Origin of the sequence: Pedobacter gandavensis, assembly GCF_032678465.1 — a bacterium.
Lineage (GTDB): Bacteria > Bacteroidota > Bacteroidia > Sphingobacteriales > Sphingobacteriaceae > Pedobacter > Pedobacter gandavensis_B.
In genome coordinates, this window is sequence record NZ_JAVTSK010000008.1 from 42,127 (window position 1) to 64,026 (window position 21,900).

18 protein-coding genes are annotated in these 21,900 nt (G+C 39.0%); 13 read left to right on the forward strand and 5 right to left on the reverse strand.

What is annotated here, in order from left to right:
• Positions 1-28 precede the first annotated feature (28 nt).
• The 3 genes from R2Q94_RS15290 to purN all read right to left on the reverse strand — a co-directional run bounded on the left by R2Q94_RS15290 (position 29) and on the right by purN (position 3,389).
• Positions 29-1,051, reverse strand: coding sequence for a rod shape-determining protein (locus R2Q94_RS15290; RefSeq protein ID WP_008246482.1), 1,023 nt, complete (start codon positions 1,049-1,051; stop codon positions 29-31).
• 88 nt (positions 1,052-1,139) lie between these two features.
• The gene (gene purH, locus R2Q94_RS15295; protein ID WP_316822342.1) at positions 1,140-2,666 is read right to left on the reverse strand and encodes a bifunctional phosphoribosylaminoimidazolecarboxamide formyltransferase/IMP cyclohydrolase; all 1,527 of its coding nucleotides are present in this window, start codon (positions 2,664-2,666) and stop codon (positions 1,140-1,142) included.
• Between the two features lie 144 nt (positions 2,667-2,810).
• On the reverse strand, positions 2,811-3,389 hold the full coding sequence (gene purN, locus R2Q94_RS15300) for a phosphoribosylglycinamide formyltransferase (protein WP_316822343.1): 579 nt from the start codon (positions 3,387-3,389) through the stop codon (positions 2,811-2,813).
• A gap of 754 nt (positions 3,390-4,143) precedes the next feature.
• Between purN and rpsT the strand changes: the two genes are divergently transcribed.
• The 10 genes from rpsT to R2Q94_RS15350 all read left to right on the forward strand — a co-directional run bounded on the left by rpsT (position 4,144) and on the right by R2Q94_RS15350 (position 16,007).
• Positions 4,144-4,398 (forward strand): 30S ribosomal protein S20, encoded by a 255-nt coding sequence (gene rpsT / locus R2Q94_RS15305; RefSeq protein WP_316822344.1) that lies wholly within the window; start codon positions 4,144-4,146, stop codon positions 4,396-4,398.
• A 59-nt stretch (positions 4,399-4,457) separates the two neighbouring features.
• The gene (radC, locus tag R2Q94_RS15310) at positions 4,458-5,153 is read left to right on the forward strand and encodes a RadC family protein (protein WP_316822345.1); all 696 of its coding nucleotides are present in this window, start codon (positions 4,458-4,460) and stop codon (positions 5,151-5,153) included.
• A 4-nt stretch (positions 5,154-5,157) separates the two neighbouring features.
• A complete protein-coding gene (locus R2Q94_RS15315) occupies positions 5,158-5,994 on the forward strand; it encodes an endonuclease/exonuclease/phosphatase family protein (RefSeq protein WP_316822346.1) in 837 nt (278 codons plus the stop codon).
• Positions 5,995-6,051: 57 nt separating this feature from the next.
• On the forward strand, positions 6,052-8,451 hold the full coding sequence (pheT, locus tag R2Q94_RS15320; protein ID WP_316822347.1) for a phenylalanine--tRNA ligase subunit beta: 2,400 nt from the start codon (positions 6,052-6,054) through the stop codon (positions 8,449-8,451).
• Between the two features lie 48 nt (positions 8,452-8,499).
• Complete coding sequence (locus tag R2Q94_RS15325; RefSeq protein WP_316822348.1) at positions 8,500-8,790, forward strand: hypothetical protein; 291 nt, start codon at positions 8,500-8,502, stop codon at positions 8,788-8,790.
• Between the two features lie 32 nt (positions 8,791-8,822).
• Positions 8,823-9,113: a cell division protein ZapA gene (locus R2Q94_RS15330; protein WP_316822349.1), complete on the forward strand. Its 291-nt coding sequence runs from the start codon at positions 8,823-8,825 to the stop codon at positions 9,111-9,113.
• A 308-nt stretch (positions 9,114-9,421) separates the two neighbouring features.
• On the forward strand, positions 9,422-10,984 hold the full coding sequence (gene rny, locus R2Q94_RS15335; protein WP_316822350.1) for a ribonuclease Y: 1,563 nt from the start codon (positions 9,422-9,424) through the stop codon (positions 10,982-10,984).
• A 124-nt stretch (positions 10,985-11,108) separates the two neighbouring features.
• Positions 11,109-11,615, forward strand: a complete 507-nt coding sequence (locus R2Q94_RS15340) for a DUF962 domain-containing protein (RefSeq protein WP_316822351.1) — start codon at positions 11,109-11,111, stop codon at positions 11,613-11,615.
• A 113-nt stretch (positions 11,616-11,728) separates the two neighbouring features.
• Positions 11,729-14,524 (forward strand): TonB-dependent receptor, encoded by a 2,796-nt coding sequence (locus R2Q94_RS15345; RefSeq protein ID WP_316822352.1) that lies wholly within the window; start codon positions 11,729-11,731, stop codon positions 14,522-14,524.
• A gap of 100 nt (positions 14,525-14,624) precedes the next feature.
• Complete coding sequence (locus tag R2Q94_RS15350; RefSeq protein ID WP_316822353.1) at positions 14,625-16,007, forward strand: hypothetical protein; 1,383 nt, start codon at positions 14,625-14,627, stop codon at positions 16,005-16,007.
• A gap of 361 nt (positions 16,008-16,368) precedes the next feature.
• Here R2Q94_RS15350 and R2Q94_RS15355 read toward each other — a convergent pair whose 3' ends face one another.
• The gene (locus tag R2Q94_RS15355; RefSeq protein ID WP_316822354.1) at positions 16,369-18,120 is read right to left on the reverse strand and encodes a lysophospholipid acyltransferase family protein; all 1,752 of its coding nucleotides are present in this window, start codon (positions 18,118-18,120) and stop codon (positions 16,369-16,371) included.
• Between the two features lie 12 nt (positions 18,121-18,132).
• Between R2Q94_RS15355 and R2Q94_RS15360 the strand changes: the two genes are divergently transcribed.
• The 3 genes from R2Q94_RS15360 to R2Q94_RS15370 all read left to right on the forward strand — a co-directional run bounded on the left by R2Q94_RS15360 (position 18,133) and on the right by R2Q94_RS15370 (position 20,788).
• Entirely contained in the window at positions 18,133-19,107 is a 975-nt protein-coding gene (locus R2Q94_RS15360; protein ID WP_316822355.1) for a ComEA family DNA-binding protein, read from the forward strand.
• Positions 19,108-19,110: 3 nt separating this feature from the next.
• On the forward strand, positions 19,111-19,638 hold the full coding sequence (locus R2Q94_RS15365; RefSeq protein ID WP_316822356.1) for an adenine phosphoribosyltransferase: 528 nt from the start codon (positions 19,111-19,113) through the stop codon (positions 19,636-19,638).
• A gap of 406 nt (positions 19,639-20,044) precedes the next feature.
• The gene (locus tag R2Q94_RS15370; RefSeq protein ID WP_316822357.1) at positions 20,045-20,788 is read left to right on the forward strand and encodes a LuxR C-terminal-related transcriptional regulator; all 744 of its coding nucleotides are present in this window, start codon (positions 20,045-20,047) and stop codon (positions 20,786-20,788) included.
• On the opposite strand, the gene R2Q94_RS15375 is transcribed toward R2Q94_RS15370, so the two are convergent.
• A complete protein-coding gene (locus tag R2Q94_RS15375) occupies positions 20,785-21,831 on the reverse strand; it encodes a RuvB-like domain-containing protein (protein ID WP_316822358.1) in 1,047 nt (348 codons plus the stop codon). The two genes, R2Q94_RS15370 and R2Q94_RS15375, sit on opposite strands and share 4 nt — an antisense overlap.
• Positions 21,832-21,900 lie beyond the last annotated feature (69 nt).

Consider the following 21,900-nt stretch of genomic DNA (forward strand, 5'->3'; position numbering starts at 1 on the left):
GCACTTAAAACTTAAGCTCAGGATACTTTTATTGCATTAAGAATTTATAACCACCAATGTTTTTCAGGGCGATGCCAGTTCCGCGTACTACTGCACGAAGCGGATCTTCGGCAACATGTACAGGAAGCTTGGTTTTTGCAGCTACACGTTTATCTAAACCGCGTAATAATGCACCTCCACCTGTCAGGTAAATACCGGTTTGGTAGATATCTGCTGAAAGCTCCGGAGGAGTGATCTCTAATGCTTTAAGAATTGCTTCTTCAATTTTTGAAATGGATTTGTCCAGACAATGTGCGATTTCAGTGTAAGAAACAGTGATTTGTTTCGGTACGCCTGTCATCAGATCTCTACCCTGAACGGCGAAATCTGCAGGTGGATCAGTAAGTTCCGGTAATGCGGCACCTACTTCAATTTTGATTTTCTCTGCAGTACGGTCACCAATCATGATGTTGTGCTGACGACGGATATAATTCACGATGTCTGAGTCAAAGTTATCTCCGGCAACACGGATCGATTGGTCGCATACGATACCAGATAAGGCAATGACTGCGATCTCTGTTGTTCCACCACCTATATCAATGATCATGTTACCCATCGGCTCTTCTACGTCAATTCCGATACCTACAGCAGCGGCCATAGGTTCGTGAATCAGGTAAACTTCTTTAGCGCCTGCGATTTCTGCTGAATCTCTAACTGCACGTTTTTCTACCTCAGTGATACCAGATGGAATACAGATCACCATTCTTAAAGAAGGGAACATCCAACCTTTACCACCATTCAGCATGCGGATCATTCCTTTGATCATCGCTTCTGCGGCATTGAAATCGGCAATTACACCATCTTTTAACGGTCTAACGGTACGAATATTATCGTGCGTTTTTCCTTCCATTTGCATGGCCTGACGACCAATAGCGATGATTTTATTTGTTTGTCTGTCGAAAGCAACGATGGATGGCTCATCCACTACTACCTTGTCATTATGTATGATTAGAGTGTTAGCTGTTCCTAAGTCGATAGCTACCTCTTGTGTAAACCAATTAAATAAACCCATTTATTAGGTGATAATTTAAGTATTAAAAATCCTGTATACTATAATAATGTAAAACTACGTCTTTTTATTGTATTCGCAGTTAAATAAATTAGTGTTTAAAATGTCTAATACCTGTGGTAACCATTGCGATGCCCTTCTCATTTGCCATCTGGATAGAGTCGGCATCTTTAATCGAACCACCTGGTTGTAAAACAGCAGTAATACCCGCTTCAGCTGCAATTTCTACACAGTCAGGGAATGGGAAGAATGCATCAGATGCCATTACTGAACCTTCCAATGGAAAGTTAAAGGCATTTGCTTTAACGATGGCTTGTTTCAAGGCGTCAACTCTGGATGTCTGTCCCACACCACTTGATAACAACTGGTTGTTTTTTACAAATACAATGGTATTAGATTTGGTGTGTTTAACAATTTTATTGGCGAAGAATAGATCCTTAAGCTCTTCAGCAGTAGGAGCTTTTTCTGTCACTGTTGTCATTTGATCTGCATTTTCAATGATCAGATCTTTATCTTGTTCAATCACACCATTCAATAAAGTTTTGAATTGTTTTTTGCTCAATTCTACTTCATTTCTTTGTAAGATCACCCTGTTCTTTTTAGCGCGGAAAAGCTCAACAGCTTCAGCAGCATAAGATGGTGCGATCAATACTTCGAAGAATAATTTGTTGATTTCTGTAGCAGTAGCTAAGTCGATTTCGCGGTTAGCAATCAATACCCCACCGAAAGCACTTACCGGATCACAAGCCAATGCAACATCCCATGCTTCTTTGATGCTTGCTTTTGAAGCTACACCACAAGCGTTGGTATGTTTTAAGATGGCAAATGTAGGCTCTTCAAATTCATCGATTAAGGCAACAGCTGCATCTACATCAACCAGGTTGTTGTAAGAAAGCTCTTTGCCGTTTAATTTAGTGAACATGGCATTTAAATCGCCATAGAAAACACCTTGTTGGTGTGGGTTTTCACCGTATCTCAAAACCTGAGCAGTATTGATGCTTTGTTTGAATACATTTAATGGCTCTTCAGTATTGAAGTAGTTGAAGATGGCCGTATCATAATGAGAAGAAGTATGGAAAGCTTTTTTTGCATATGCTTTACGCTGTGCAATGGTCGTTTCTCCTGCTTGTTCCTCTAATTGTTGTTGTAAGGTTGCATAGTCGTCTTTTGAAGCTAAAATAACGACGTCATTGAAGTTCTTGGCAGCTGCTCTGATTAGGGAGATACCACCGATGTCAATTTTCTCAATGATTTCTTCTTCAGTACCACCAGCTTTCAAAGTTTCTTCGAATGGGTATAAGTCCACAATAACCAGGTCGATTTCAGGAATCTCATATTCATTGATCTGCTCCTGATCTGAAGCAAGGCCTCTTCTATTTAAGATACCACCGAAAACTTTTGGGTGTAATGTCTTCACCCTGCCTCCTAAAATAGAAGGATAACCTGTAAGGTCTTCCACTGCTGTAACCGGCAGATTTAGGTCTTTAATAAATTGTTCGGTACCACCAGTAGAAAATAACTGGACACCCTGTTTAGCTAACAGGCGAACTAAAGGTTCTAAACCATCCTTGTAATAAACTGAAATTAAAGCGTTTTTGATCTTTATCGATTGACTCATTAGAGAAAAATTTTGAGCCGCAAAAGTACCCATTTTTCTTTTAATGTCAAATGCTTATTTGCAGTATATTAAAGGAAGATTGTCTTTCTAAACTTATCGTGCTTTTTCCTGTGGTTTTTAGAAAGGAATCCGAATAATTTCTGGCTATTTTTTGATTTTTTTGATGATCGATTCTACAATACGCGGATAGTGATTGTGTTCCAGTTGCTGCCCTTTGAATTTGATCATTTCCAGGTTGTCGTCTTTTTCAATCCGGTATTTGGCCTGGTAAATGTATTCGCCTTCATCGTAGTTTTCGTCTACATAATGAATAGTGATGCCACCTTCTGTTTCGTTTGCAGCCATCACCGCATGGTGGACATGGTCGCCATACATGCCCTTGCCGCCAAATTTAGGCAGTATAGCAGGGTGAATGTTGACAATCCGACCCGGGTATTCCTGAATCAGGCTTTTCGGAATCAGCCATAGGAATCCAGCCAAAACGATCAGGTCAATTTCCAGGTTTTTCAATAAAGCAATGATCTTGTCGCTATGGTAAAATTCATTCCTGTCGAAAATATGGGAAGGGATTTCGAAATTATCCGCACGTTGCAATACGTATGCGTCAGGATTGTTGGTCAGAACCAATGCGATTTCAGCTTCCGGGTGATGTTTGAAATGCTCCATTAGTTTCTGGGCATTGGAACCCGAGCCTGAAGCGAATATAGCGATGCGTTTTTTCATAGGTGCATTTAGATTTAATAGAAATCAAGCTGGCTTTGCCTCTTTAAAAAGGCGGATAATATTTTTCAAAAATAGTATTTTAAGCCTTCATTGGAAGTTTTTTGTTGCTTTTTGTCCTTTTTGTCTGGTATTGGGCGCTTTGTGTTCATTTTTTTGAGCTAGTGTAAGTATTTAGAAAGCCAGGTCTGAAAGCAGGAAAACAGATCCTTCAGAAACAACCAGGCAGACATCGCTCAAATCAGCCTTTATTTTCAGGCTAAGATGATGGCAATAGAGTAGGGGAAGTGTTGCGGAAGAGATGCGGGTTCGGTAGGGGTCCCCAAGGGGTTCAGTAAGAGTTGAGTAGGAGTTGATGTAGGGTTTGACTAACCAGACTCCTGCTGAACTCCTACTCAACCCCTACCGAACCTGGGAGTCTTTCCAGGTAAACTGCTGAGTCTTTTCCGGCTGTTTTCTGTTAATCTCATTTTTTCTGTTACCTTTGTCGCAGCATATAAAAATACCTTAGGGTAGCAGGTATGTTCAATAGCGGATGCTTTATCTGAATTGAAATTTTTAAACAATCCGGACTTTCTAATGCATTATAAATCAATAATTAAGATTTATAAAAAATTTTTATGAGTTCATTTTGCATATTAAAAACATTAATTCTATATTTGCAGTCCGAAAAAAAGGAAAAACAAAAGGCTGGTAGCGTTTGGGTTTGTGCCCAATATTCTTGAAAGCTTGAAAAGGAATATTATAATATTGAAAAATGGCAAATCATAAATCTTCGTTAAAAAGAATTAGAGCAAACGCAACTAAACGTTTACGTAACAGATATCAGGCAAAAACTACTCGTACCTTTATCAAAAGGTTACGTGCTGCTGAAGACCAAAAAACAGGAAGAGAGTTATTACCGAAAGTAATCTCTATGTTAGATCGTTTGGCTAAGAAAAATGTTATTCACAAGAATAAAGCAGCTAACAACAAATCTAAATTGACTAAATTTGTTAATGGCTTAAAATAAGCATAGCTTTACAATATTATAGACGGGATGTGCGTATAGCACATCCCGTTTTTTTGTTTATGGCTATATACGAACCGAGAATAGGAATTAAACAATGGGCAGAAGCAGACCGGCCCCGCGAGAAACTACTGCAGCATGGACGTCGGCATCTTACTGACGCAGAACTGGTGGCGATATTGATCGTTTCGGGAAATTCGGAAGAGTCTGCAGTGGATTTGAGTAAGCGGATTTTGGCTGCCTGTAATCATGACCTTGATGCTTTAGGCAGATTGACTGTCCAGGATTTATGTAAATTTCGGGGAATTGGAGCCGCCAGAGCCATCTCCATTATCGCCGCTTTAGAACTTGGTCGCAGGCGTAAGCCTGGTGCTGTTGTTTTACCAAAAATCAGTAGTGCTCAGGATTGTTACCGCGAACTTTCTGCGGTAATGACTGATTTGCCTCATGAAGAATTTTGGGTTTTATTGCTCAACAGAGCCAATGAGGTGATTTCCAAACAACAGATCAGTAAAGGTGGTTTAACCGGTACGGTAGCTGATCCAAAGGTGATTTTTAAGATAGCGCTGGAGCATAATGCAGCCTATGTGGTGCTGGCGCATAACCATCCCTCCGGAAATCTGAAACCTAGTCAGGAGGATTTGAAGCTCACCGCAAAGCTGGTGTCCTCAGGGAAATTGCTGGACCTCCATATTCTCGATCACTTAATTATTACAAATAAATCTTTCTTTAGTTTCAATGATGATGGCTTAATTTAGCCTCATGAAGAAAATCATACAAATCAGTATCGCCTGTTTGCTTCTGGTAGCAACGGCTAGGGCCCAAAAGGGAAAACCATTCCAGGTGATGTCTTATAACATCCGCTTAAATGTTGCTTCTGATGGTGTAAATGCCTGGCCAAATCGTAAAGACGAAGTGAAGGCTTTGGTGAGGTTCCATGATGCGGACATTTTATGCGTGCAGGAAGCCCTGCCTTTACAGGTAGATCAACTTCTGGAAAATACCAATTATGCAATGGAAGGTGTGGGCCGTGAAGACGGAAAACGTGCCGGTGAATTTTCTGCGATCTATTATGACAAATCCAGGTTTACGCGAAAGGATGGGGGAACATTCTGGTTATCGGAAACACCAGATCAGCCCTCAAAAGGATGGGATGCTGTGCTGAACAGGGTATGCTCATGGGTACGACTGTATGATCGCGAGAATAAAAAGGAATTTCTGGTGTTTAATACACATTACGATCATATTGGGGTACAGGCACGTATCGAATCTGCTAAACTCATCAAGAAAAAAATACAGGAAATTGCACCAACTCTACCGGTGATTTTAACCGGAGATTTGAATGTTACTCCAGAAACTGAAGCCATTGCAACGATCAAATCTTTCCTTATTGATGCCAAAACGGCTTCAGCGGAACCAGCCTATGGCCCTGAAGGGACTTTCAATAACTTTAAGTTCGATAGCCCTTTAAAGGATAAGATTGATTACATCTTTGTAAACAAAGGTTTTAAAGTGCAAAAGTTCGGCGTGTTGTCTGATAGTAAAAATTTAAGGTATCCATCAGACCACTTACCAATTATTGCCCGTTTATCTTTCTAAGAGGTTTACACCGACGGCATTATTTTATATCTTTGCATTTTATACTGAATATATAACATGAAGATATCATACAAGTGGCTGACACAATTCCTGACAACTGATAAAACTCCTGAAGAACTTTCCTTAATCCTGACCAATATCGGGCTGGAAGTTGAAAGTCTGGAAACCGTACAACCGATTGCAGGTGGTTTAGAAGGACTGGTAATTGGACATGTCATCAGTTGTGTGCAACATCCTAATGCCGATCGTTTACGTGTAACTACAGTTGATGTAGGTACAGGTACAAATATACAGGTAGTTTGCGGTGCACCAAATGTTGCCGAAGGCCAGAAAGTGGTAGTGGCTACAGTTGGGACTACCGTTTACCCGAATGATGCTGAGCCTTTCAAAATCAATAAATCAAAGATCAGAGGCGAAGTTTCTGAAGGAATGATCTGTGCTGAGGATGAAATTGGATTGGGTGGTTCTCATGCCGGTATCATGGTGCTCCCTGAAGATACACCTGTAGGCATCACCGCTAAATCTTATTTCAAGCTGGAAGATGATTATTTGTATGAAATCGGATTGACGCCTAACAGGGCTGATGCAGCCTCACATTTAGGGGTAGCAAGAGATTTGGCGGCTTATTTACGCCTGCCTTTAACCATGCCGGATGTAAGGGCTTTTACTACAGCGAATGAAAGTCTGACGATTCCGGTAACAGTGGAAGATACCGAGGCCTGCCCAAGATACAGCAGTGTTTCTATCTCCGGTGTAACTGTGAAAACTTCGCCAGATTGGTTACAGGATAAATTAAAAGTAATCGGCATTCGTCCGATCAATAATATCGTAGACATTACCAATTATGTATTGCATGAATTGGGACAACCATTACATGCTTTTGACGCCGACCAGCTCAGTGGTGGCAAGGTGATGGTGAAGAAATGTGCGGAAGGAACTCCTTTTGTGACTTTGGATGGTGTTGAACGCAAGCTTTCTGCTGATGATCTGATGATCTGTAATGCAGAAGCGCCAATGTGTATCGCCGGAGTATTCGGAGGTAAAAACTCAGGAGTGTCTGAAACAACCACTAATATCTTTTTAGAAAGTGCTTATTTCGATGCTAAATCAGTACGTAAGACTTCAAAAAGACATGCACTAAAGACAGATGCCTCTTTCAGATTTGAGCGCGGTACTGATCCGGAAATCACAGTTTATGCTTTAAAAAGAGCGGCTTTATTGATTCAGGAATTGGCTGGTGGAGAAATTTCTTCACAGGTTTCTGATATTTACCCGGTAGCTATTGACGCATTTGATGTAGAAGTGAGTTATCACAACATCAACAGATTGATTGGTGTAGAAATCGCTCATGAAGAGATCAAAGCCATCATTACTTCATTGAATATGAAGGTGATTGCTGAGACTGTTGAAGGATTATCATTAAAAGTACCAAGTTATAAAGTAGATGTAACCCGCGAATGTGACGTTACAGAAGAGGTATTGAGAATCTATGGTTATAATAATATTGAGATCCCAAGTAAAGTAAATGCTTCTTTATCTTATAGCACTAAGCCGGATAAAGAGCAAACACAACATGTGATTGCAGATATGTTGACTGCAAACGGATATTTAGAGATCTGGTGTAACTCGCTGACTAAAGGTGCTTATTCAAAAACACCGGAAGAAGCCGTTCAGATTTTGAATCCATTGAGTTCTGACCTGAATGTGATGCGTCAGGGTTTATTGATGCCGGCGCTGGAAAGTGTAGCTTATAACCTCAACAGGAAAACCGCCGATATTAAGTTCTATGAATTCGGTAAAACTTACCACCTGATCAATGAAAAATACGTGGAACGTCCGCGTTTACTCCTGGTCTTGTCTGGATCAAATCAATCAGAGCAATGGAATCATAAAGCATCACCAGTTTCTTTCTATAATTTGAAAGCGGCAGTAGATGCAGTAATCGGACGTATGGGAATTAGTAATTACCAGTCGGAAGAGGTTAATGATGAAAACTTCGCTTATGGTTTGAAATACTTCAGAGGCGATAAAGCAATTGTAACTTTTGGTGCGGTGACTAAAGCCGATCTAAAAAAAGCGGATGTGGAGAAAGAGGTGTTTTACGCAGATTTCGACTGGGCATTGATGCTGGATATCATTAAAAAGAATAAAATTGTGAACAAGGAAGTATCGAAATATCCTGCGGTAAGAAGAGATTTATCGATGTTGGTAGACCTGGATGTGACCTTTGATCAATTGAAAACTATTGCTTTTAAAACAGAGAAGAAGCTGATTAAGAGTGTACAGGTCTTTGACGTATATGTGGGAGATCGTTTGCCGGAAGGAAAGAAATCTTATGCCTTAAACTTTACTTTGCAGGATGAGGAGCAGACCTTAACCGACAAGCAAATTGATGCGGTGATGCAAAAGATTATTTCTAACTTAGCGCAAACAGCAAAAGCGGAAATAAGAAAATAATTTATTGCTTTTGAAAAATATTTAGATTAGTACAAAAACTTTAATAACATGTCTTCGGTTGCCGATCAATTAAACTCAGTATTGCAGAAAACAGCTCAGGTAATAGAGCTCTGTAATGCCTTACAGGAAGAAAACGATTTATTAAAGCAAGAAAATCAATCTATAAAAGTAGCACTGGATAGCTCGAAAAATCAGCGTGTAGACCTCGAAGAAAAGCTTCGTGTACTGAAATTAGCGAAGAGTATTGAAGGTACAAGTGAAAAGACACTTGATATAAAGCAAAAAATTAACGATTTTGTGCGTGAAATAGATAAGTGTGTGGTCTTACTGAAGAAGTAAGGAAAACAAAAAAAGTGAAACAAAGCTAAGAAATGGGAGAAATCTCTATAAAAATAACTATTTCCGACCGTATCTATCCTTTAAAGGTAAATACAGAAGAGGAAGAAATTGTGAGGCGGGCAGCAAAGATCATCAATGAGCGCATAAAGGACTATCAGGAAAATTATGCGGTTAGAGATAAACAGGATTTGCTTTCTATGGCAGTACTCCACTATGCAACGGCAGTATTGAGGGTAGAAAACAAGGTCCAGGATCAGGATTCTGCCGTAGCCGAAAAAGTAGAGGAACTGGATAGTTTATTAAATGATTTTTTCTCCAAATAGGATCGTTCTTTATATGAGTTAAGATTAGCACAACGATATAGCCGCAGCTAGATCTTGAGTTTCACAATTTTAAAAACTTAACACTTCAATATTTTATAGAATTAAGAGGGTGTATTTCATTTGCATTGATGTACCTGAAAATGACCTAAATTCTAATTATAACTCGTTGAGGTTTTTAATACGTGGGACTTAAAGATTTAGTTGCGGTTTTTTTTACAGGCAAAATTTACGTTGTCGCATATGGTGAGGAACAGCAGATTTGTTCTGCCAGCGCGGCAAGGGAAATATATAAATACAGATGAATTAAAATGGAAATAGTAGGAATAATTGGATATGTACTGGCCGGCTTAGTTGTTGGTGTGCTGGTAGGCAGATACCTGCTGCGCAACTTGCTGAAGAACCAGGAAATTGCAGCACAGACCAAGGTAAAAAAGATGCTTAAAGATGCCGAAAGTAAGGCTGAAATTCTAAGGAAAGACAAATTACTGGAAGCAAAAGAGAAGTTTTTACAATTGAAATCTGAGCATGAGCAGGAAGTAAATACGAAAAATAACCAGATCAACCAGCGTGAAAACGCCATGAAACAGAAAGAACAATCTGTTAATCAACGTTTGGAAAACATGAGCCGTAAGGAACAGGATCTGGACAATACCAAAAAGAACCTGGAGAAACAGACTGAAGCTGCGATTAGAAAGCAGGAAGAAGTAGACATGTTGAAAAATCAGCATGTGAAACAGTTGGAAACCATTGCCGGTCTTAGTGCGGAAGAAGCCAAAAACCAATTGGTAGAAAACATGAAACAGGAAGCCCGTACTCAGGCAATGATTCAGGTGAAAGATATCGTAGATGAAGCCAAACTGACTGCAACGAAAGAAGCGAAAAAAGTGGTGATTCAGACGATTCAACGTACTGCAGTAGAAGCAGCAATTGAGAACACCGTTTCCATCTTCCACATTGAAAGTGACGAGATTAAAGGTCGTGTAATTGGTAGAGAGGGACGTAATATTCGTGCTTTAGAAGCGGCTACAGGTATTGAAATCATTGTTGATGATACTCCTGAGGCAATTATCTTATCAGGATTCGACCCGGTAAGAAGGGAGATCGCACGTCTGGCATTACACCGTCTGGTAACGGATGGCAGGATTCACCCTGCACGTATCGAAGAGGTTGTTGCTAAAACAAAGAAACAAATTGAAGATGAAATCGTAGAAATCGGTGAACGTACCGTAATCGATCTGCAGATTCATGGTTTACACCCTGAACTGATCAGAATGGTTGGACGTATGCGTTACCGTTCTTCATATGGACAGAACTTATTACATCACTCACGTGAGGTTGCCAACTTCTGTGCAACAATGGCTGCTGAATTAGGCTTAAATGCTAAAATGGCGAAACGTGCGGGATTGTTGCACGATATCGGTAAAGTACCTGATGATAACCCGGAATTGCCTCACGCCATCCTTGGAATGCAATTGGCAGAGAAATATAAGGAGCATCCTGAGATTTGTAATGCCATTGGTGCTCACCATGACGAGATCGAGATGACTTCTATGATTTCACCAATCGTTCAGGCTTGTGATGCCATCTCTGGTGCGCGTCCAGGTGCCCGTCGTGAAGTGGTGGAAAGTTACATCAAGCGTTTGAAAGAACTGGAAGAACTGGCGCTTTCTTACCCTGGTGTAGAGAAGACTTTCGCCATCCAGGCTGGTAGAGAATTGAGGGTAGTAGTAGAAAGTGAAAGAGTAACCGATCAGCAGGCAGAATTGCTGGCAGCCGATATCTCTAACCGCATTCAAACAGAAATGACTTACCCAGGTCAGATTAAAGTAACAGTCATCAGGGAAACCAGATCTGTTTCTTTTGCGAAATAATTGATAATTAAGGCTTAAGCAATTAAGCGTACGAATATTTAAAAGGAAAGCGGTGGAATTATCCATCGCTTTCTTTATTTTTATAAAATCCAATAGAGGATAGCTCCAAAAGATGAAGAATCACATGAAGACGAAAACAGTAGAGAGAAGCAAAGTGGATGTTCTTTTTGATAAATATGCAGAAAGTCATCAAAACTATACCAATGAAATGATCCATTGGATATGTGTTCCATTAATTGTTTTTAGCTTGTTGGGTTTGGTATGGGCGATTCCTTTTCCACACCTGGAATTTCTGGGTAAGTATAATGGTTTTGTAAACTGGGCCTCCTTTCTGATTGCTTTTTCAGTGTATTACTATTATAAGCTTTCTCCGGTGATGTCTTACCTGATGTTGCTGTTGATCTGTCTGATGTCTTTCTTTATCGTAATGCTGGAGAAATGGGAATTGGCTGGCGGACCAGCAGTGTGGCTCGTTTGTGCGGTCATCTTTGTAGCGGCCTGGATAGGTCAGTTTATTGGCCATAAGATCGAAGGAAAGAAACCTTCATTTTTAGAAGATGTTAAGTTTTTGTTAATCGGCCCTATTTGGTTATTGCACTTTATATGCAAAAAAATCGGGTTAAAATATTGAGCCAAACCTCATTTAACACGGATTTAACACTGTGATAAAGAAATGGTAATTACCAGCTAATATAAGCCTAACATTGTGGTAATAGATTTGCCTGAAATAAATAACAGGGAAAATTGAAATCACAACTAAATTTTAAAAAGGCGTTAATTACACTTCTATTCGTAATTATTGGCAGCACAGTGTTTGCTCAAACCGGCAAAATTTCTGGCAAAGTATCTGATAAAAAAACAGGGGAAACACTGATTGGTGTGACTGTTAAAATTGCAGGTACAACTAAAGGAGCTTCTACTGATGTGGAAGGAAGATATGTCATCAGCGGCCTGACTGCTGGTAAGTACATTGTAGAATCTTCTTATATTGGTTACACTACAAAAAGAATTACAGATGTAGAAGTGAAAGCAAATACTGCTACCAGTGTAGATTTTATATTGGCCGAATCTTCTACTAATGACTTAAACGAAGTGGTGATCACTGCTAACGTAAGTAAGGAGTCAATAAATACACTATATGCAAACCAAAAATCGAGCCTCAGCATTTCTAGTGGTATTTCTGCGGAACTAATTCGCAAAAGCCCTGATAAGAATACCTCTGAGGTGTTGAAAAGAATCAGCGGAGCGAGTATCCAGGATAATAAATATATTATCGTACGTGGTCTTTCAGACCGGTACAATTCTGCGATGTTAAACAATGCTGTATTGCCAAATACGGAAGTAGATAAAAAAGCATTTTCATTTGATATTTTACCATCTAATTTGATCGATGCAATCGTAGTAAATAAAACAGCATCAGCAGATATACCAGGTGATTTTTCTGGTGGTGTGGTACAGATTACTACAAAAGACTTTCCTGATAATCCTTTCCTTAACTTTTCATTAGGAACTTCCTACAATACCCAATCTACCTTTAAAGATTTTCTTTCTCCAGATAAAAGTGGAAATGAGGTATTTGGAAGCTACAGTAAAAAAAGAGATATTCCTTCAAATTTTCCTTCGAGAATTGATTATTTATCGCAGCCCGAAGCAGAGCGATTCGCCTTATCAAAAAGTTTTGCTAACAATTGGGGATACCATACTGTGAAATCCACATTAGGACCCATTTTTCAAGGTAACTATGGTCATAGTAAAATTTTCAAAGATGGCAGTAAATTTGGAACTGTATTGTCATTGTCTTACAGATATGATGAGCGTATGAAAGAAAGTGATCAGATTGCTTATGTCGGACAGAATGTTGGTGAGAAATTCCATGATAATGCATACAATTATAATACAACTATCGGTGGATTAGCCAATTTTGCTTACTCTTGGGGTACCAATAAAATAGCTTTTAAAAACCTTTACAACAGGGTGCTTGAAAGTCAGTTTACCCAAAGGATTGGTAAAGATGAAAGTGGCAGTGACTTCATGAGAACTGGGGATTATTTACTGCAGCGTTCCTTGTTAACCAGTCAGCTAACCGGTAATCACATCTTATCTGCAAATAGTAAAATCAAGTTAGACTGGGGATTGAATTTCGCTAATATTGACAGGAAAGAACCAGGTTATAAAAGAATGGAGTACACAGATGGTGGTGACGGGATTTTCCGTGCAAGTGTGCCATCAGGTAGTGCTTCTGCAGGTTTAGGTGGAAACTTTTCTTCTGCATTAAATGAAAATAATTATGGTGGGTCATTTGATGTGACTATACCGGTTAAATGGTTTAAAGATACCAATAAGCTGAAATTTGGTTATTTCGGACAATATAGAAAAAGGGATTTTGCAGCAAGAAATATCGGTTTCATCAGGAATGGAACTGACTTTGACAACTCGATCTTAACGCAACCACAGGATCAAATTTTTAATGCGCAGAACATTGGCCCGAACAAATTCATCATTGATGAGATTACTAATGGGACCGATAAATATGATGCCAACTCATTGCTGAATGCGGGATATCTGATGTTTGATGGTTACCTGACGGAGAAGTTACGTTTAGGGATCGGTGCAAGGTTAGAAAATTATAACCAGAAGCTGAATAGTATGGACAACTCATCCAGACCATTAAAAGTGGATACCACTTATACCAACCTGCTTCCTTCTGCAAACTTGATTTATAGCCTGACTGAAAAAGCAAGCATTCGTTTGTCAGGATCTCAAACGGTGGGCAGACCAGAATTCAGAGAGATTGCCCCATTTTCATTCTATGACTTCAATAAGAACGTGAATGTAGTCGGTAATCCTAGTCTGAAACAATCTAAAACGACCAATGTGGATTTAGGCTATGCTCTGTATCCAGCTTCAGGAGAGGCTTTCACGGTATCCGCTTTCTACAAGTACTTTGAATCTCCTATAGAACAAAAATTAGACGTTTCTGCGTCAGGTAGGTTATTTGGTTATTTTAATGCAGCATCGGCTACCTTATATGGTATTGAAGCGGAGTTTAGAAAAACTTTAGGCTTTATGGGGGAGCGTTTTAATAATTTGACTTTCAGCGCCAATGCTTCGTATATTAAATCGGAAGTACAAGTGCCAACTACAGTAAATGCAAACGGAAAAAGACCGATGCAAGGGCAATCACCATATCTGATAAACGCAGGTTTGCAATATGCTTCAAAAAGAGAAAACTCAACAGGTGTAAGCTTACTGTATAACAGAATAGGAAAACGTATTTGGGCAGTAGGAAATATACGTGATCCGGATGTTTATGAAAACCCAAGAAACGTATTGGACTTACAGGTTTCTCAGAAGTTTGCCAAATCACGGGCGGAGCTGAAATTGAATTTCGGTGATATCCTGAATAATAAAGCAATCTACTATCAAAAGCCAAAAAATGCAGATCCTGATGCAGCATTTGATGCCAAAACAGATCATATCAATATCCAGGATCGTTTTGGCTCTAACATCTCAATCGGCTTCTCTTACAAAATCAAATAGGCTTTACAATTAATTAATATATATACTGATCATTCTTAATTTCGACTTAATAGTGGGTTAATATGGTCAGTATATCTTTGAATAAATAAGACAAAGAAAAATGAAAAACAAGTTAAATTTAAGTTTACTAGCTATTTTAGTTGCGGGTGCTACAGCGATTTCAAGTTGTAAAAAAAGCTCGAACTCTGTGGATGTTCCAACCATCTCTGATTCGAATGAATCGTTAGCAGATGCATTCTTTGATAAGGTGAGTTACAGAGGTGCATTCGGTTCTACCGACTGGACAGCAACCTGGGCTAATTACACGCCTAATGCTACACAATATGGTGCAACTACGGATGTGTTAACTGGAACTATTTCTACTAACACCACTTTAGATGCAAATAAAATTTACTTATTATCTGGTTTTGTTTACGTTAAAGAAGGGGTAACCTTAACGATTCCTGCTGGTACGGTGATTAGAGGTGATAAAATCTCTAAAGGTACTTTGGTAGTAACTCGTGGTGCAAAATTAATTGCGCAAGGTACAATCGATAAACCAATTGTATTTACTTCGAACTTTGCTCCTGGACAGAGAAACCCTGGAGATTGGGGTGGGGTAATTCTTTTAGGTAAATCAACAAATAACATCCCAGGTGGTGTAGGTGTTATCGAAGGCGGGATTTCAACTCCTGAAGCTAACCACGGTGGAACAGACCCGCTTGATAACTCAGGAATACTTAAATTTGTTCGTATCGAGTTCCCTGGTATTGCTTTTGTAAAAGACAATGAAATTAACGGTTTAACCTTAGGATCTGTAGGTTCAGGTACTACGATCGATTATGTACAAGTTTCTTATTCAGGTGATGATTCGTTTGAGTGGTTTGGTGGTACTGTAAATGCAAAACATTTATTGTCCATTGCAAATGTGGATGACGTTTTTGATTTTGACAATGGATTCTCAGGAAAGCTACAGTTCTTAGCTGGTCTAAGAGATCCTAAATTAGCTGATCAGGCTGGACAATCAAATGGCATCGAATCTGATAATTCTGCCGGAGATTTTACTGCAGGCCCAAGAACACGTCCTGTGATTTCTAATATGACCATCATCGGTCCTGGAAATGATAACGTAGATACTAAGCATGAATATGCTAACCTTTGGAGAAGAGGTTCTAAAATGATCCTGGCAAACTCTATTTTTATTGGATCGAGATATGGTATCGATATTCGTGATAAAGAAACTGGTGATGCATTAGTTGATGGTACCTCATTAATCAAGGGTAACATTTATCAATCTTACTTTGTTGGAAAAGACATTGTAGCAGATGGTACCATTCCTTCTTTTGCGAATGTTGACCTACTTAAAACATACCTAACTAGTAAGAATAATAGTACTGTTGATGCAACAGCTGCAGCAGCATTGTTAGCAAATCCTTTTAATCTAAATGCACCAAGTCTTGTTTTAAAGTCGGGCTCTGTAGCAAGTAGCGGTGCAACTTTTTAAATCAAGTATGACAATGGGTGTTGTAATTGAATAAATACCTCTGTTAATTTTTAAATAATCAAAATACCCCATAGGTTTCTACCTGTGGGGTATTTTGTTTTAATCAAACTATGCTGGTTTGAAGATTTTTGTTCCTAATTAATTCTGCACTTTATTATGTTCGCATTTATAATCATAGTCTACTTTGGTTATTAAGAAAATGAGGGAAATACCAAACCATGAGAGTTATAAGCAGGCCAGATAGTTCTGGCTCAGGAAATGGAGCTCTAATTCTTCGAGGGATTGCAGATAATTGGATTTACTAAATCATATAGATTTAAAACAAAGAATCCCCAGCAGTTCATGCTGGGGATTCTTTTGTTTAGAAGTTCTTACCGACCTTTTCCAGCATTTCTGCAGGGATGTTCTGCATGTCTACCAGAAGGAATCCATCCAGACAATCAGAGAATTTAGGGTCAATATTGAAACAGATGATTTTCGCATTCAGGTTCATGTACTGCCTTAATAATACCGGAATCTTAATGTGTGTATTCTCAATGTCTGAGATCAAGCTATCCAGATCTTTTAATGACTCACTGCTTTCTACCAACAGGTTTTTGTCAATGGCAGATAAGTCTGCTTTAAATTTGTTCTTAGGCTTCACGAAAGCCGCCAGTTCGTAATCAAAATGGTTCTTAGTAATGTAATCCACAATCAGTGATTTGGAGAACTTAGAGAAGTTATTACTGATACTTACCGGGCCAAACATATAGCGGTATTGTGGATTGTCCAGCAGGTATTTCAAAATACCTTTCCATAATAAGAATAAGGGCAGTGGTTTCATCTGGTATTCCTTGCGGATCCAGGAACGGCCAAGTTCTATTCCTTTTCTAAGGATTGGATAAAATGGTTCTTTAATTTTAAAGAGTTCAGAAAGGTAAAATCCTCTTCTGCCCATGGTGTCTAAAATTTCATCACCTTTACCAATGCGGTAAGCACCTACAATGTTTTCTTTTTCTTTATCCCAGATAAACAGGTGGTGATAATAGATATCGTAGTTGTCCAGGTCGATCTTCTTATTCGTTCCTTCGCCAACTTCTCTAAAAGTGATCTCGCGTAAACGACCTATTTCTCTCAATATATTTGGAATGCTTGAGGTTGGCGTGATGTAAACTTCGTAGTTTTTCTCCTGCCATACGCGGAAGTTTTCCAGCTCAGTAATTTCTGATACAATCAGCGAACGCTCGGTTTCCTCAATTACAGGCTCCGGTTTCTTTTTGATCTTAAAAAGGTTGATGGGGTTGAAAAGTTTTTTGTCTTCTTCCAGACCTGTCCCCAAAGCATAGGTACGTGCACGTAAGAAATCAAGTAGCTTATTGGTATTGTTTCGGTAAGAAATATCCTGGATATTAATCGGCTTCCCTATTCTTACCTTTATTTTAAGGCCTTGTTTGTTCAGGAATTCTGAAGGTAGTTTTGCTGTTCTTAAGGTGGGGTGGATGAAACTTAGAATGTTAAACAGCACGCCATTGTTGCCATGGAAATAGATCGGGACTACCGGTACTTTCGCACGGGCAATTAATTTACCCACTACGGGATGCCATAAGCGATCTGTAATCTCCTGTTTGTCCAGACTAAAGGTAGAAACCTCTCCGGCTGGGAAAATCCCTATGGGCGTACCACTTTGTAATAAATCAAAGGTGGCTTTTAAACCGCTGATGCTGGAAGAATGTTGTACATTTTCGAATGGATTTACAGCCACAAAAAACTCGCTCAGGTTAGGAATCTTCTTCAGGATAAAGTTGACCATGACTTTGGCCTCCGGTCTAACGGTACAAAGGAGCTTAACAAGTGCTAAACCTTCAATACCACCATATGGATGATTGGCAATGGCAATAAAGCCTCCGGTTTTAGGAATGCTTTTCAGGTCATCTTCGTCAAAATCTATCGTTACGCCAATAGTCTCTAATATCTTGTCAACAAATTCTAATCCGTTATAATGTTTGTTCTGGGAAAAAACCTTGTTGATGTCATTCAATTTCATCATCTCCATAAGCAAGGCTGCCAGGCCAGGTACACCCAACTTATCTATTTTTGTGGCCTCTGCAAACTCTTTGGTGGTTATGATCTTCATCTAATTTTTTGTGTGAATAATAAAGCAATTTCAAAAATAAGATTTATATTTTTAAATAACAGTACCTACATTGTGCAGGTGATCAGAAAATGGCTAAATAAGTACTTTGAATTTTCCAAAAGGGAGTTTAATGGACTATTGGTTCTAATTGTACTGATTAGTTTGGTCGCCATATTCCCTCCGGTTTATCGGGCTTTAGTTCCTTTAAAAGAACCCACTGCAGAAGAGGAGGAGCTATTGTTTCAATTGGCTCGGGCTAATGAAAAGACAAAGACTTCGGAAAAGGTAACAGATCAACGCACAGCTCCCAGGGGCTCAGAAAAAAGAAAATCTTCTTTATTTTATTTTGATCCAAATGTAATTGATTCAAAAGGCTGGCAACAACTCGGATTATCCAAAAAACAAGCAGGTACGATTTTAAATTATCGCGCTAAGGCTGGTGTATTTCGAAAGCCTTCAGATTTAAAAAAGATGTATACAATTGCACCGGAATTATATAAGAGGCTCGAACCCTATATTCAAATTCAAGTCCAGGAAAAGAAAGTTGCTCCATCAGCTCAGCATGTACCACAGCTCCGGCCAAAGGAGAAAATAATGGTTGAACTGAATGCTGCAGATACACTGGAATTGGACCGTCTCCCTGGAATTGGAAAAGTATTTGCCAAAAGGATTGTGGCCTACCGGGAAAGGATTGGTGGTTTTTATAAAAAGGAACAGCTCCTGGAAGTTTTTGGTGTCGACAGTTTAAAATTTCAGGAAATTAGAGCGCATGTCGTTGTGAATACTGGGCTGTTGAAGAAGATCAATGTCAATACAGCTGCTGCTGTCGATTTTAAGCACCATCCTTATCTCCGGTATCAACAGATCAATGCCCTGATTGCATATAGAAAACAACACGGAAATTATAGTAATATTGCAGACTTAAATAAGGTGCTCATTCTAACACCTGAATTAATCGAAAAATTGGCGCCTTATCTTATTTTTTAAAAAATGATCACAGAAAAAATTAAAAAGACAGTTAGGGATGTTCTTGATTTCCCGAAACCAGGAATTGTGTTTAAAGACATTACGCCGATTTTAAAAGACCCTGAATTATGTAAGGAGATTTTGGAGGCTTTAGCTGCCCAGTTGGTGGATGAAAAGATTGATGTGGTGGCGGGAATTGAAAGTCGGGGGTTTTTATTTGGTCCCGGATTGGCACAATTGCTCAATGTACCTTTTATTCCAATTCGTAAAGCAGGGAAATTACCATATAAAACGATAAAAGAATCGTATGCTTTAGAATACGGAACGGCAACTATTGAAGTTCATGAGGATGCTTTGTTTTCAGGCCAAAGGGTATTGATTCATGATGATTTACTGGCTACGGGTGGTACCGTGGTGGCAGCTTCAAAACTGATGATGCAATTGGGCGCATCTGTGGCAGCTTATTCTTTTATCATTAGCCTTGATTTTTTAAAGGGAAAAGACCGTTTAAAGGATTATAATGCAAATGTGTATTCGCTCGCAGGTTATTGAGTTTTTTAACAAATCGTATGAATGCAATCCTATAGGGGATAGGATTGCATTTTCATAAATATAAGTTGGGGGGAGTTATATACTAGCTAGTGATTTTGCAAGCCTGATAAAAACAAAAAAGGAATAAGATAATCGCAATGACCTTTAACAGGATAATTGAATATCTGGTCACGTAAGATTTGTTTAGGTTTTTTAGGTACATGATGTAATGTTTATATAGACAATTGATATGTTTTCTATATTCTTGGAATAGATTTTTGTTTATGTATTTTTTTTGCCGTAAAATTACTTCTGGATACTAGGAATGTCAACTGAGAAAACACGCAGTTTTACCTTTTTATCTATTGATTGATCCCTGAATACTTGTGGTCAATCTTTGTTGACTATAAAATGAAACCACATTCCAATGAAAATGCAGTCGAAAGAGAAATTTGGAGATTATTCTAAAGCATATATTACAGATGTTCCTGCAGATATGGAAAGTGAGGCTGCTGTTTTTTTTGACCGAACTTTACCCAGATTTCCTGAGGAAGCGATTTATATCTACTCTTTTAAATTAAACCGCATGATTTATGCCGGAGGCTGGGAAGAGATATTAGGTTATAAGGATAGCGAAATAAATATGCTGGCCCTTGTGAATATGTCGGCTCCCGAATTTGCGCCGTTTTCCCATGAACTCAACGATAAGGCGCTTCAGTTTATCCATCAAAAGAGTAAAGATCTCGAAAAGTACAGCTTTAGTATAGAATTAAAAAAGATTCATAAGGATGGAACACCAGTTCCTATTTTGGTTAGGGTAGGGGTTTATAGTTCTGAAAATGGTAAGATTACCGCAATTATTGGGCGTTTCCAGGTGAACCGGAGCCTTATTTTCGGAAAAGTCATGCGTTATGCTGCCTATGGACCGGAGAAGGAAAAGTTTGAAGAAGAGCTAAATAAAATTTTATTCAGCTATCTGGCCATTTCTAATAAAGAACGCGAAGCCTTGGAACTGGTGGCCAAGGGGTATTCCTTTAAGGAGATTGCCCATGAATTGAAGGTTTCCCATTCCGCAATAGAAAAACGTATCATTCCTTTATATAAACGTTTCGACGTAAAAAGTTTGACTCACCTTGTCAGCTTTGCGTACGACAATTCGATTTTGCCTTAGTGATGATCCAGGTTCACGCGAAGTACGTTTGAATCGTCGATCCCAATCTGTTTAAATAGATTTTCCCAGCGTTCTTCCTGTGTTTCGCTACTTTCTTCATTGCCCATCACCCAAATGGTGTTCATTTTCTTAAGGTGTTCTTTATTGAAAGGTCCGTATTCAGGATTGTCCAGTAATTCATAGAACAATGGGGCGCGTATGATGTCCTTTTTAATCAGTCCGCCAGGATTGATGTCGTCTATGATCAAAAGAGAAGAATCATGCCAGGCCCATGATCCTGGTGAAATGGCTACACGTTCTGCTTTTTCAAAAAACATAGACAATAGTTTTGTGGCTGTGACATAACTGCAACGGTTATTTTTGATGGATAGTTCTGTGGCTATCGCAACAGATAGTGAAGTTTTTCCACTTCCTTTAGATCCGAATAACAAAAGATGTTTTCCACTTTGCGGGTTTTTCACGAAATCTGTGATGAGTGATTTGTGGTTTTCCTGGATTTTGAATTTCCACTGACTGAGTCTTAACTGGAATGGATACCCTGCATTTTGAAGGTGCATTTTTGTGGAATACCAGTAATAAGAGGGATAAATCGACAGGATACACAGGCTTAGAAATATCAGCATGGCGATCGGCGTATAGACACAGAGCAGGCTACTGGCAAATGCACCCAATCCAAAAAAACAGAGGTCGGTCAAAGTATCAAAAGTAATATTACCCCATTCGGGATAAAAGGTATAGTCTGTTTTCTGAATTTCTTGATTTTTGGCATTGGCATTAAACAATAGCGGGCCGAGGAAGTTGTATAATTCAAATAAAATCCAACATCCCCAGATGATAAAAGCTGCCCAGATTTCAGGTCTGGCAATTTCGGTTTTGCTCTGGAGAAATGTATATAGGATAGAAGTTGGGATAAAACCAAGGGAAAAGTGGCCAAACTGATTGGCCATCCAGGAGTAGGTAAGGGTTACGCCACGGTAGGCATCCTTTCCAATCAAGTCATTTTTTAACTGTTGAATGATGTCTTTTCGGGTAATGAATCTCATGATTGCGCTTAATTTGGGGCTTTTCAAAACTAAATTAAAAAAAATATAAAAAAGTATTTTACAAGATTA